The sequence below is a fragment of the Sporosarcina pasadenensis genome (assembly GCF_047228845.1).
Classification (GTDB): Bacteria; Bacillota; Bacilli; order Bacillales_A; family Planococcaceae; genus Sporosarcina.
The window spans coordinates 83,316-95,215 of sequence record NZ_JBFEGM010000005.1; the positions used below are offsets into that span (position 1 = coordinate 83,316).

An 11,900-nucleotide genomic window follows, 5' to 3' on the forward strand; every position below is an offset into this window, starting at 1 on the left:
GTTCCACAAACGCGCTCGATTGACGAAGAATCCTATCGTGAATTTGTGCAATCTTTTTCGCTATGTTTTGTTTCATCCTCAATGGTATCAGTAATTCCAATAGACGATATTTTGTCTTTCTCACAAAACTGCTTAACCTTATGTCTGATTTTTGTAATCCCATAATAATACGTTATGTCTGGTTCATCATTAAACACCACTAGATAATGTCCGTGATAAAACTTTCTGTTTATGGTGTGCTTCGGTTCTACAAAATGAGATTCGTTTAAATCATCCATCGTATATCCTTTTTCCACCAAGTGTGCTGGAACCTTTTTATCCGCTATATACTTGGTAAGTGGGTTTCCATTGTTTAGTACGTAAAAGAACCCAAAAGGAAATGCCACGACAATGATTATAACTAAACTTGATATAATCACTAATCTTTTTTTGTTTTTCATCATTCTCCGCCCCATATTCAGTTTAAAGTCACTTTAACCTTTACTAAAAATGGCTCCGTTTGTTGAATAAGCGACTTCTTATTAACCTATTTTAACACAAAATCTTTTGTTCCCTTTAGAGTTTTCAATTAATTCAAAAATATTTTTTCGTGAAGAAGCTATTTCAACCTCCAATTAACAAACTTATTAGCAGGTCAATTAGCAAGGGCACAAAAATTTATGTGCTGTTGTAATTTCGTCTACCAATTGTATTGTTTTTTACTATCGATAATTGTCTTAAGCCTTGATATAACAACAAAAATAGGGACGCCAATTCGAGTGTGAATTGTGTACCTATTTGCTATGCTTTTTAACGTTTTCTCCCCGTGTACCGAACCCGTTACCTTTAGGGTAGCATCCTTTTTTTGTGTTGCGGTGCTTTATGAGTGCAGTATGGTTTGCTTTGGACGCGGAATGGCTTGCTTTGGACGCGATTAAAAGCAAATAAGCCCTGTAGCATCATCTACAGGGCTGTTCGTGTTTCAGTTTTTACCCGCTCCTGGCTTGGGTGCCGGGGCTTCTTCCGCTGCTGCGAAAATACTGTTCGCAAGCATGCGGTAGTAGTATTTCGTATGTGCTCGGAATGCGAGATCGTTCGCGAATAGTGTAATCCTCGAATCATCCAGTTGCTTCGTGAAGGCAAGGGTTTGTCCCTTTGCATCTTCATGGCCAGGCCACCATCCGGCGACATAGAAGTCATCCGTCCCTTTCACTCTCGCCAACACTTCCGCCCCTTCAGGAACAGCCGTAATCCACGAGCCTCTCGTCGTATAGAACAGTTCATCTTGACGATAACCGGCCATTAACGGATTATCCGCGTTGACCATCGCCTTGATCAGTCCCTCATGTCCGCCTCTTGTCGACTTGTACTCAAACCCTTCGAGCAATCCTGCATCAAAGACCGCCTTCAACACGCTATTGCCGATACCGACGAACGTTTTGCCCGTAAGCTCTTTAGGCAAATTCGAGTCAGACACGACGACGTCAGCCTGTTCCTCATCCGTCAAGTTGAATCCTAATTCCTTCAATGAAAAGATCAATTGACCGGATCCGTTGCTCGCCACTTTCGGCTCGGCGATCCATTTCAAATCGATCGCTTGGTAAGCAGGCAATACATCGGCTTCGAACACAAACTCGTCCTTGAACGGTGCGACATCTTCAGACCTGACGACGAAATCGCCCACTTTGAAGCCGAATTTATCTTCTTGCACAATCCCGACATGCTTGCCGTCCTTCAGCAGTTCATTCACCAATCTGATCGTATCGTTATTGACATTCTTCAATACTTGCATCGCTTTTCTTTCATCCACAACGCTTGCAGGGACCGCCACTTCCGTCACTTGCTCAGTCAGTCCTTCAAGAACGTCTTCCTCTCCCATCCGCACATCGACGATTGTAAATCCTCTAAGTGCCGGGAAGTTGACGACGACTGGATCGTACATCGCCGCCCAGTCGGAAACGTCATCGCCTGCGTACAGCATTGCGTTCGCCAATCCGCGTTTTGCCTGCTTCATCGGAACGACGTATGCACCTTTCGGATACGTCGTCGGCCCAATTTTAACATCCTCTGTCGTCCGCTCGACCTTCACGCCATTGCGGATCAAATATTCGACCATATTGTATACTTCCGAAACGTTTTTCTGATTCCATGAGTCGATCGGGAGCACATAATAATCCGGGAAGAAGTTTTCATGCTCGCCGCGTACACGTCCAATCGATTCCCCCGCAGCATTCGTCAATAGCGGATCCACTGCACGATTATCTTCCCCTTTGACGCCTCGGTTGAAGATTTCGAGCTGCCTTCCGTACAGATCATCTTTATTCTCAAACACATAATTGATCATCCCGAGCCCTGCACCAACCATCGCATAATAGGAATCCTGGCTGAGCGTCGGCACTTCGACGGTATGGCCAAGCGTGCCGTGCAACATGGAGAAAATCGGCGTATAAGACGGCCCCATATCATCCCAGCCATCCTCATACTCTTCGGATGCAAGGAAATATGACGTCAGCTTGGAACTGCCGATTCCTGCTTGTCCCATTGCATGCGCTTGCGGAATCATTCCTTCCATTAATAAATCATATTCGAAGTTCGGATTATGCGGCGGTGTCGCAGGCTCGATCAGGAACCCTTTCACATAACCATGCCCTTCCATCATCGCAAGCGGTGTCCACTTCGCGATCACTTGATTCAACTGAATCGTTTCGACTTGCGTTTGATATGCATTGTCCCGATTCAAGTCGAACCCGTTCACGTTCGCCCGTGTATTATGGACACGGCCGTCCGGGTTATGAGAGAAATTGAAAATGAATATCAAATTGTCGAGCACTTCGTCGACATTCAACACGACTTCTTCATCTTCCCCGTTTTCATTCGTTGTCGTAAAAGAAACTTCCGATTCCAATGCAAATCGCTTCAACAATTCCGTCTGGAAATCAATCCCTTCCACTTCGTCAGGATGGATATTGTTGAACCAGATCGGAATTTGATAATCGCCCATCGTTCCATCTTTCAGCTTCGCTAATAAATCTTCCGGTGTTTCCAGCGCAGCCGGCAATGTGTTCTCCAAATAGTTAGTTACCGCGTCTTCATCTTTCGCGAGGACGACGAGGTGCATATCTTTGCCTTCTACACTCTTCCCTGGACTTTCATAATACAAATAACGATCGTTCAATTCGTTAGCTTCTTCAAAGATTCGATCGATGGAAGGCTTGATTTCATCCCATTCAAGGAATTCGTCATACACATTCAACTCGACCGTCGTAGCCGCTTTCACTTCATTCTCCGAATCGACTAACGCGAGCTCATAGTCCCCGAGCAATTCCTTGTAAAGGACTCGGATTGACCTCGGCGATAAATCATCCGTACCGAACGGCAATCCGAATTCAAGCTCTGCAGCTATCTTCGTCGTGCCATCTACATAATGAGGTTCCTTTTTCACGAGGATGAATGGCTCTCCAGAATACGATTTCGCATCCGCATTCCATTGCTTCCATTCATCAAGTGTTTTCCCGCCGAATTGCAGTTCCAACTTCTCCAAATCGACTTCCCTGCCAAAATCCGCTTCAATCGTCACATCCCGGATTTCCGTCAGCGACAATACCGACCGACTGACATCCAGTTCGACGGTATCGGCAACTTTGATAGTTTCAACCGATTGGACTGCCTGCGCAGATAGCGGCACCGCCGTCGCAAACACCATGAATAACGCTAAAAACCCAACCAAAAACCGTTTCAACATCTCATCCCCTCTACTCTTTTTATATTGTAGGACAATAGGCTACAATAATCTGACCATATCAAATTGATAGACAGATAGATAGCGATTTATTTCGAAAATAGAAGTATTTATTAAAATGCGCAGAAGGATTCAGGTCTTGGATACTAGTTAAAGTAGCATTCCAGAAAAATTATCCAAAAAACCTGAAACTTTTACCAATTGTTTGCGTATAAGTAATATGTCCGTCATTTTTTGGGCAAAAATTTTTGTGGGGGGTTATGTTGTTGAGAAAATTTGCAACATGGGCCTTGGCGTTTGTATTTGCACTTTCATTCGCTTGGCCAAGCATGCCGGCAGCAGCTCAAGAGGGGTCTTTGAAGCTAGTTGTCGATGGGGTTGAAGTGGAGGGCTATGAACAGCCTTTCTTGTCACAAGGCAAAGTATTGATTCCGGTCGATAATTTGTTCCAAGAAGCGGGTTTCAACGTTACGAAAGAAGCACCAGGTAAATTGAACGTGACAAATACGTATTTGACACTTGATTTCAGCATTGCCGATCAGAAAATCAGCGTAAACGGCAAGGCGACTGATGAAGTGTTCCCACTCACGTTGAGAAACTACGGAAATTATATTTCAAGCGATTTCCTAGATTCATTGGAAGGCTTTGACGTGACGGTGTCCGAAGAAGACAATACTGTCAATGTCACGACGAATCGTGTACAAGACATCGATGCATTCCTTGAGAAGATGATGGGAGCAGACTTGAAAAGCTATGAAGCCAAAATGACATTGGACCAATCGATGGAAGCCGATACGGAAGAGCTTTCGATGAACATGCTCATGGATATGGATATGAGCGTCACGACAGATCCAGTCGCACTCTATATGACGCAAAAGATGTCCATGAACATGGGTGAAGAGACGGAAGAACTTACGACTGAAGCGTATTTCACAGAAGACGGATTCCTCCAATCTGACGGCGATCAATGGCTGAAATTCCCTGCAGAGCTGACGGATGGCCTGTTGGAAGCTTCCATGACACAAGCCGATCCGGTTGCACAATTGCAGCTCGTGAAAGCGTTCATGAAAGGTATCCACGTGTTTGAATACGATGACGTCTATATCATCACGCAAACGATGACGAATGAAGAGTTCAAATCGATGATGAATGAAGCATTGTCTTTATTCTCAGGATTGCTTCCGGAAGGCGTCGTTGAGCAAACCGACGTTGTTGAAGAAACAGTTGCGGAAGAGGCGACTGACGAGGAAGCAGTAACTGAGGAAGAGGCGGCTGAGGAGGCAACTTCCGAAGAAGAAGCTGTCGCTGGGGATGAGGCTGCTACTGAGGAAGAAGCAGTCGTCGACGCGGATCTAGAAGGTGAAGCGGAATTCGACATGGGGTCAATCCTTGACATGCTTGACATCAACATCGAAAAATACTTTGTTGTGACAGTAGTCGATAAGGCGACATTATTCCCGAAATCGACTTCAGGCACAACTGTCATCAAAATGTCCATGGACGGCGAAACAGTTACAATCAAGCAACTGATCAACGGCGTGTTCAGCAAATTCAATGAAGTGAAGGCAATCAAAGTACCAGCCGAAGTCATTGAAAAAGCAGTCACGTGGGATCTCGGTGCAGAACTCGAAGCAGAAAAAGCAGCTGAGTAAGCAACCGGCAATTAAATACTAAAACAGATGGGGAGTCAACCAACAACTGGTCGACTCCCTGTTTTTGATTTGACGAATTGTCTGAATTGTGTCGGTGCCTGTGTCGGTGCCTGTGCATGGTGCATTTATGACAATTCACCTAAATCTATATTTATACGTATTTGGGTTATCCAAGGGTTGATGTAGATGGATTTTCACTTTCCAATATACAATTGTAGCGCATAGTCTGAATTGTTTGCTGCACAGGCACCGATAAAAGATAGTGTATGGCCAAAACTTCAAAATAAAGTTTTCCCCACGTTTGGCCGGTTAAAAATCACTTTCATCCCCTTTTTCTCATTTGAAATCTATTTTTCCGTTATCCGATCAATTCAGTCAGTTGTCAGTCTATTTTAGAAACGATAAAGTTGAAGAAAAAGAAAGTGGTGATGTGCAATCGCATCGGTCATTATGAGTGTTGGGTTGCAAGGAATGAAGGGGTATAAGGTCGCTGTTGAGGCAACTAAAAAAATTATCTGTATCACCCGGACAATTGCAGATTTGGAAGGTTCGAAATTAATTTCAGAGAGTGCATTGCAGGAATCGATCAAGTGGAAATCGATTGCGCCCGAATTGTATATCCCTTTGAGATCGGAGGGAGTGTGACATTGGCGAGAAGACGACGATATTGGAATCCATACGGTTATTTCCATGTGACGATGCGGGGCAACAACCGGCAACACATCTTTCAAACGGATGAAGACAAAAGGAACTTGATGCGCTCCTTCGAATATGCGTACGATAAATACCCATTTTCGATTGTCTCCTATTGCATTATGTCCAATCACTATCATTTGCTGATCCAATCCGAAGTGAATTTAAGTCGAGTCATGGCCCGCATTAACCGAAGATATAGCGACTATTATGCTAAACGTTATGACCATGTCGGTCGCATTTATGAGAAGAGATATTTTTCGAAACTCGCAAATGGACCGAGAGCCATATTGGACATCAGCAGCTACATTCACCGGAACCCGATTGACACTAAGATTCCGATGGTGAAATCGTTGGAAGACTACCTGTACAGTTCATTTCCCTACTATGCAGACGCTAATAAAACACCGCCGCGCTTTTTAAACACGGAGCTTGTACCAACATTTTTACCAAAGCCGTTCGATACGACAAATTATGCATACTGCCTCTATTGCCTAGCCTACAAACAGGACATTGAAAAGGTGTACGAGGAGATGCCTCGCGAAGATGTGTCGGTGCCTGTGCAAGAAACATTTATGACAATTCAACAAAAGGTATATAAATACAAACAGAAGCCGACCAACGTTTGATATGGCCGGCTTCCTGTTTTTCATTATGCAATTGTAGTGTATTGTCTGAATTGTTTGTTACACAGGCACCAAAAAAATAGGAACTAAAAAGCACTCAAAAGAACGGACACCCAAAAGCAGGTTCGTTTAAAGAACGTAGATTAGGGAACACTTTAAGATTGATGGTACACCAATAATCTTTTCACAGAAAGGGTGGCAATGATGAAAGAACAACTGATGAAAATGTTGGAGCAACGCAAGGATGAAATAATTCAGATCAGGCGTCATTTGCACGAGAATCCAGAGCTGTCATTCCAAGAGGAAAAGACAGCCCAATACATTGTCGATTTTTATAACGGAAAAGATGTTGAAATCCAAACGAATGTCGGAAATGGATATGGCATTATCGTGACGATCAAAGGCGGAAAGCCTGGTAAGACGATCGGCCTGCGTGCGGATTTTGATGCACTGCCGATTCATGAAGAAACGGACGTGCCTTTCAAATCGAAAAACGAAGGTGTTATGCATGCTTGCGGGCATGATGGGCATACCGCATATCTGCTTGTGTTGGCGGATTGCTTGATTGACCTGAAAGATGAGTTGGCTGGGACGATTAAAATCATTCACCAGCATGCAGAGGAAGTGCCTCCGGGCGGAGCGAAAAGCATGGTGGAATCAGGTTTGCTGGATGGTGTGGATGCTGTCTATGGCATTCATTTATTCCCAACGGATCCTGCAGGAGTTGTCGGGTATCATAGCGGCTATTCAATGGCAGGCCGGACGTATTTCAACTTAAAAATCCAAGGCGTCGGGGGACACGGTTCATCTCCACACCTCGCAAATGACGCTATTGTCGCTGGAGCGCATTTTGTTACGGCTATCCAAACGGTCGTCAGCCGCCGGTTGGATCCTTTTTCCATGGGGGTTATCACCATTGGTTCTTTTGACGGGAAAGGGCAATTCAACGTCATTAAGGACAGCGTCGAACTGGAGGGCGATGTGCGGTATATGACAACGGAAGTCCAAGAGTTGATCGACAAGGAAGTCCACCGAATCACCAAAGGGATTGAAGAGGAATTTGGGGTGAAGTGCGAACTCGATTACGTGGCGGACTACCCACCTCTCTTCAACGACCCGGAAATTACGACAGGGGTTGTCGCCGCTCTTCAAAGCTCCACGGAGCCTGAAATTACATCAGTAAAGGAATTCCCTATGTTCTCCGGGTCTGAAGACTTTGCCTACTACGCAGCGAAGTACCCAGCCTGCTTCTTCTACATCGGCTGTAAACCGAAAGGCGTTGAAAAAGCGTATTTCAACCACCATCCGAAATGGGACATCGACGAAGACGCCTTGCTTGTCGCCGCCAAAGCAGTCGCCGAGGTTGTTTGCAACGTTAATGGGTGAGATGCCTGTTAGGTGCCTGTGCACGGCACATTTATGACAATTCGAAATTTAGAATATTAATACAAAGGGAAGCTGACCAAACATTGATATGGTCAGCTTCCCGTTTTTTATTTATACAATTGTAGTGAATAAACAGAATTGTATGCTGCACAGGCACCGCTTAGATAGGCACCATCTATAAATTTACTTAAATCCCCACCGGAACGATATACATCCCAGCATCTCGATCGTGTTTCACGACGACGTTTACGCCGTAGATGTAATGGATCAAGTCGGATGTGATGATGTCTTCAGGTTTGCCCTTGGCGGCGATTCGGCCGTCTTTCATGACGATGATGACGTCGCTGTATTTAATTGCTTGGTTGATGTCGTGCAACACCATGACGATTGACATGCCATGCTGTTTATTCAAATCACGAACGAGCTCCAGCAGCTCGTACTGATAGAAAATATCCAAGTACGTCGTAGGTTCATCCAAAAACAGATAAGGCGTCTTCTGAGTCAACGCCATGGCGATCCAGACGCGTTGCATTTGGCCGCCGGACAGACTGTCAATCGGCATATCGCGCTTATCAAGCAAATTCGTGCTTGCGAGCGCCCATTCGATCGCCTCTTCGTCCTCATCCGTCGAGGAAGAGAAGAAATTTTTATACGGTATCCGCCCGTAAGCTGTGAGCTTCTCTACCGTCATATCGGAAGGCGCGTTGTTTTGCTGGTGGACTACCGCAAGCTTCTGAGCGAGTACTTTCGGTTTGAACTCCGCCAACGACTTGTTGTCCAACAACACGTCCCCGATTTGCGGCTGGTAATGATTAGACAGGACGCCCAACAACGTTGATTTCCCGCATCCATTCGGCCCGATGATCGTCGTCACTTTGCCGATGTCGATCGAGCTGTCGATCCAGTGCAACGTGTTCCTCTTCTTGTCGTATGAAAATGTGACTTCCTTAATGTCCATAAATGCGATCACTCTTTCTCAGCAAGAATATGAGGAACGGCCCGCCGATCACAGCCATGATGATCGATGCCGGAATTTCATTCGGTGCAATTAACGTCCTTCCTAACGTATCCGCCAATAAAATCAACAGCGCACCCGCCAACGCGGAAAACGGGATCAGCACTTTATGATCATTGCCGACAAGCGTCCTTCCGATATGCGGCACCAATAACCCAACGAAAGCAAACATGCCCGCTATTGTCGTCGCAATGGAAGCTAATAAAACCGCGATAATCGAAATGACGAATCTCGCCAAATTCACATTGACGCCAAGACTTTTCGCCGTCCGGTCTTCGAGCGATAAATAATTGCACCATCTATATACGAAAAACGACAGCAAAAGTCCGATCGAGCCATAAAGCGCGATCACTTCCACTTCGGTCCATTTTTTCATCGTCAACGTCGAAGTCGTCACTTGGCTCATCGACTGCGTCAGACCACCCCCGCTGAACCCAATCGCCTGCCCAAGTCCTGTAAACAACGCGTTCACCGCGATACCGATCAAAATCATCCGCAGCGGATCCAAGCCCGACTTCCACGATAATGAATACACTAAGAAAAACGCCAGTGCACCGCCTATAAACGCAAACAGCGGTACGAAAAAGAACAACGTCGGGAACATCGAAATCACCAACACGGACATGAAACTCGCACCAGCGGAAACGCCAATGATACCGGGATCCGCAAGCGGGTTGCGCATGACCGCCTGCAGCAACACACCCGCCACAGACAACGCCGCCCCCGCGAACACCGCAATCAAAATCCGCGGCAGCCGCAAGTCTTTAATAATCGCGACATCGTCATTCGTTCCGGTCAACAGCCCGTGTATCAATTCAAAAGGCGTCACCGAGATGCTACCCGTCAAAGCGGATTGGACGAAAACAATCCCCAAAAGAAGGACAACGACTATGAAACTGATGCTTTTCCGATTGATTCCCATTCCCGACATGATTTTACCTGCCTTCATTTCTCTTCATGCAACATCTTCATCAACTCATCCAATGCTTCCGCCGCAGCCAAATTGCCCGTCGTCCCGAACAGCGTCTCTTCCAAATCGTAGACGCGCCCATTTTTCACCGCATCAAAATGCTTCCACACATCATTCGAACGAAACTCCTCGTCAAACATCTGGATCACTTGTTCAGGCATGCCGTGCGCCGCCCGTAAAATAACGTCCGGATTCGTCTGCTGCAAATATTCCGTATTGGAGGATATGAACTCGACATCCTCACCCGTAATGACATTGACGCCGCCAGCCCGCTTCACGAGATCACCGATGTACGAATGCTCCGTCGCCACCAAATAACTCCCCGGAATCCCCATAAGAATGAGCACGGTAGGCTTCTCTTTCCCTTCGATCGCCTTCTCGATCGCCGCAGCCTTCTCCTCGAACTGCGCCACAATCGCTTCCGCCTGCTCCACAGAATCGTACTTCTTACCGATTTTCAATATTCCTTCGTGCATCGCGTCGATGCTTTCGAGGTTCACATACGTCATATCGATCTCGCGTTCCTCAAACATTTCTTGCAAGTCATATTTCAACGTTGTCACCGAATAAATTTCTGTCGGCTTCAACGACAGTAGCATTTCCATGTCCGGGCTCATCGGGTTGCCGACTTCCTTCGCATCGGCGTAGCGTTCAGGCAAATCTTTGTAACTCGATGGAACGCCGACCAAATCGATGTCAAGCGCGTCCATGATTTCCGTCAGCGCGACAGTCGTAGCTACGATTCGATCGCCGTCCTGCTCTCCGATTTGTTCATTCGCATTATCTCCGGCACTCGCTGAACAGCCGGCAAGCATAATGCTGACTAACAAGCCGAAAAGGCCGATCGCTTTTTTCATTCCAGTACAACTCCCTTATTTTTGAGCTCGTTTCCTCGCAATGGCAAATACGACTGCGGCGCCAATGATTGCACCAATTACAATGATTGCAATGAGGAATGTATTCGAGGACTTTTCCTTTTCATCTTCGACTTCTCCCATTGCAACTTCTTCTACACCTTCATCTTCTTCAGCAGCTTCGTCGTTTTCATCCAATGCGACGTCCGTGTCAGCTTCTTCCGACTGCTCGTCCTCTATTGTCGTTTCATCTTCTTCGGCCTGCGCTTCTTCAGATTTCGTTCCGGATTGCTCCGATTCATCTTTTTCGTTTTCATTCACAGTCGATTTCTCTTCTTTTTTCGTTACGCTTTCCGTCGTTTTAGCTATATCGGTTTTATTCCCAGTTGGCTTTTGGACCGGTTTTTGAACTGCTTGCTGAACCGGCTTCACTTCAGTCTTCGTCGGCGTTACCGGTTTCGTTTCCTTCGCAGGGGGTGGTGTCACTACAGGCTTCGCCACCGGAGGGGCAGGGATGGATGATGTATTGAAGTTGAAGCGGATATCGTATTTGTTGTCATACTCAAAGCCAGGGATGCCCGTCACGATGATGTGGATTTTGGCATTGACGAGCTGTTTCAGATCCGACACCGTAAATTGAACGACACGCTGATCCCCCGATTCGCTTACCACTTGTACATCCGTGAAACTGCCACCGTTTTGCACTTTGAAATACTGCCACCACGAGCTGTTTTTCAAAGTGACCGTCACCGTCGCCCGATCGTTCACCATCTGCACTTTCGCCGGGCTCACCATATAATCCGCAGTAGTCGATCGCTCGTTGCTAGTATCCTTCAACACGGTGAACGGAACGGTATATTCCCCGTCAGCAAACGTTGCAGCCGCCACTTTCAGCGGCATTATTGCAGGTATGAAAAGCGCCGTGACCAATGCAACCGTCATCGCTACAAGTAAATGTCTTTTCATGTCAAACTCCTTCGCTCCAC

10 protein-coding genes are annotated in these 11,900 nt (G+C 46.3%); 4 read left to right on the forward strand and 6 right to left on the reverse strand.

All coding sequences use genetic code 11. The features are described 5' to 3' along the window. Positions 1 to 32: 32 nt before the first annotated feature. Both AB1K89_RS08640 and AB1K89_RS08645 read right to left on the reverse strand, forming a co-directional pair. Positions 33 to 440 carry a DUF3139 domain-containing protein gene (locus AB1K89_RS08640; RefSeq protein ID WP_413054368.1) on the reverse strand — a complete coding sequence of 136 codons (408 nt, stop codon included), beginning with the start codon at positions 438 to 440 and terminating at the stop codon, positions 33 to 35. Positions 441 to 961: 521 nt separating this feature from the next. After that, positions 962 to 3,718, reverse strand: a complete 2,757-nt coding sequence (locus AB1K89_RS08645) for a M14 family metallopeptidase (protein ID WP_413054369.1) — start codon at positions 3,716 to 3,718, stop codon at positions 962 to 964. 266 nt (positions 3,719 to 3,984) lie between these two features. Between AB1K89_RS08645 and AB1K89_RS08650 the strand changes: the two genes are divergently transcribed. The 4 genes from AB1K89_RS08650 to AB1K89_RS08665 all read left to right on the forward strand — a co-directional run bounded on the left by AB1K89_RS08650 (position 3,985) and on the right by AB1K89_RS08665 (position 8,075). Beyond that, entirely contained in the window at positions 3,985 to 5,370 is a 1,386-nt protein-coding gene (locus tag AB1K89_RS08650; protein ID WP_413054370.1) for a DUF6612 family protein, read from the forward strand. 471 nt (positions 5,371 to 5,841) lie between these two features. Then, on the forward strand, positions 5,842 to 6,015 hold the full coding sequence (locus AB1K89_RS08655; RefSeq protein ID WP_413054371.1) for a hypothetical protein: 174 nt from the start codon (positions 5,842 to 5,844) through the stop codon (positions 6,013 to 6,015). Between the two features lie 2 nt (positions 6,016 to 6,017). Further along, positions 6,018 to 6,692, forward strand: coding sequence for a transposase (locus AB1K89_RS08660; RefSeq protein WP_413054372.1), 675 nt, complete (start codon positions 6,018 to 6,020; stop codon positions 6,690 to 6,692). Between the two features lie 201 nt (positions 6,693 to 6,893). Further along, positions 6,894 to 8,075 carry an amidohydrolase gene (locus AB1K89_RS08665; protein ID WP_413054373.1) on the forward strand — a complete coding sequence of 394 codons (1,182 nt, stop codon included), beginning with the start codon at positions 6,894 to 6,896 and terminating at the stop codon, positions 8,073 to 8,075. Between the two features lie 187 nt (positions 8,076 to 8,262). Here the strand turns inward: AB1K89_RS08665 and AB1K89_RS08670 are convergent, their stop codons facing one another. Genes AB1K89_RS08670 through AB1K89_RS08685 form a run of 4 tightly spaced genes read right to left on the reverse strand, consistent with a single transcriptional unit; the run spans position 8,263 to position 11,880 of the window. Then, positions 8,263 to 9,033, reverse strand: a complete 771-nt coding sequence (locus AB1K89_RS08670; RefSeq protein WP_413054374.1) for an ABC transporter ATP-binding protein — start codon at positions 9,031 to 9,033, stop codon at positions 8,263 to 8,265. Further along, the gene (locus AB1K89_RS08675) at positions 9,023 to 10,006 is read right to left on the reverse strand and encodes a FecCD family ABC transporter permease (protein WP_413054516.1); all 984 of its coding nucleotides are present in this window, start codon (positions 10,004 to 10,006) and stop codon (positions 9,023 to 9,025) included. Before AB1K89_RS08675 ends, AB1K89_RS08670 begins: the two co-directional genes overlap by 11 nt. Positions 10,007 to 10,035: 29 nt before the next feature. Next, positions 10,036 to 10,917, reverse strand: coding sequence for a heme ABC transporter substrate-binding protein IsdE (gene isdE / locus AB1K89_RS08680; RefSeq protein WP_413054375.1), 882 nt, complete (start codon positions 10,915 to 10,917; stop codon positions 10,036 to 10,038). Positions 10,918 to 10,932: 15 nt separating this feature from the next. After that, positions 10,933 to 11,880 (reverse strand): NEAT domain-containing protein, encoded by a 948-nt coding sequence (locus AB1K89_RS08685; protein WP_413054376.1) that lies wholly within the window; start codon positions 11,878 to 11,880, stop codon positions 10,933 to 10,935. Between the last annotated feature and the right edge of the window lie 20 nt (positions 11,881 to 11,900).

What these genes read in the sequence shown, in the direction of transcription:
- AB1K89_RS08640 (WP_413054368.1), bottom strand. Translation starts at nt 440, where the DNA reads ATGAAAAACAAAAAAAGATTAGTGATTATATCAAGTTTAGTTATAATC.
- AB1K89_RS08655 (WP_413054371.1), top strand. Translation starts at nt 5,842, where the DNA reads ATGAAGGGGTATAAGGTCGCTGTTGAGGCAACTAAAAAAATTATCTGT.
- AB1K89_RS08665 (WP_413054373.1), top strand. Translation starts at nt 6,894, where the DNA reads ATGAAAGAACAACTGATGAAAATGTTGGAGCAACGCAAGGATGAAATA.
- AB1K89_RS08670 (WP_413054374.1), bottom strand. Translation starts at nt 9,033, where the DNA reads ATGGACATTAAGGAAGTCACATTTTCATACGACAAGAAGAGGAACACG.
- isdE (WP_413054375.1), bottom strand. Translation starts at nt 10,917, where the DNA reads ATGAAAAAAGCGATCGGCCTTTTCGGCTTGTTAGTCAGCATTATGCTT.
- AB1K89_RS08685 (WP_413054376.1), bottom strand. Translation starts at nt 11,880, where the DNA reads ATGAAAAGACATTTACTTGTAGCGATGACGGTTGCATTGGTCACGGCG.